Here is a 795-nt window from a genome sequence, read left to right as displayed (position 1 = left end):
CAGCGACCGGTTCCGCAGCGAGGCCAGCACCGGCTGCGGGGTGGGCAGCGCCAGCGGCAGCAGGTAGCCGTCCAGCCCGCGCTCGCGGGCCGCCTCCCGCGCCGCGGCCACCTCCCCGGCGCCCAGCCCGTCGAGCTCGGCCTCGGTGGCGACGTGCACCGCCGCGGCGTTGGTGTCGGCGAGCAGCGCGTCGGAGAACGCGGCCGTCAGCTCCGACAGCTCCGCGTTGAGCGCCCGCAGCCGCTGCTGGGCGCCCGGGTCGAGGTCCGCCCCGGCGCGCCGGGCGTCCAGGTGCAGCCGCCGCAGCAGGTGGCGCGTCTCGTCGTCGAGGTCCAGCTCGTCGGCGCGGGCGTGCAGGGCTGCGATGCGCGCCACGATCCGCGGGTCCAGGCGCACGGCGTCGGCGTGCGCGGCCAGCCGCGGCGCGAGCCGGGCGTGCAGCTCCTGCAGCTCGGGCGTGGAGTCGGTGCCGACGAGGGAGAAGAACACCGCACCGACGCGCTCCAGCAGCCGGCCGGAGCGCTGCAGCGCGTCGAGGGTGTTGGCCGCGTCGGGGTCGCGGGGATCGGCCGCCACCGCCTCCACCTCGGCCAGCTGCGCGGCCATGCCCGCCTCGAACGCCGGGGAGAAGTGCTCGACGCGGATCCGGTCGAACGGCGGCAGCCCGTGCGGCAGGTCGCCGGGCGCGGCGAACGGGTTCGCCGGGTCCAGCCCGCCGGCGGCGCCCACCGCGGGGTCCACGGCGTCGGCGTCCACGGCGTCGGCGTCCACGGCGTCGGCGTCCACGGCGTCGGC

Annotated in this window: 1 pseudogene; it reads right to left on the bottom strand. The window is 79.0% G+C overall.

Features of this window, described 5'->3' with window-relative positions:
- Positions 1–795, bottom strand: a pseudogene (locus ABEB16_RS22280) (hypothetical protein); the annotation flags it as partial.

This window comes from Kineococcus glutinatus (assembly GCF_039542765.1).
GTDB classification, from domain to species: Bacteria; Actinomycetota; Actinomycetes; order Actinomycetales; family Kineococcaceae; genus Kineococcus_A; species Kineococcus_A glutinatus.
The sequence above is the reverse complement of the archived record's forward strand: the minus strand, read 5'-3'. Positions and strand labels throughout refer to the sequence as shown.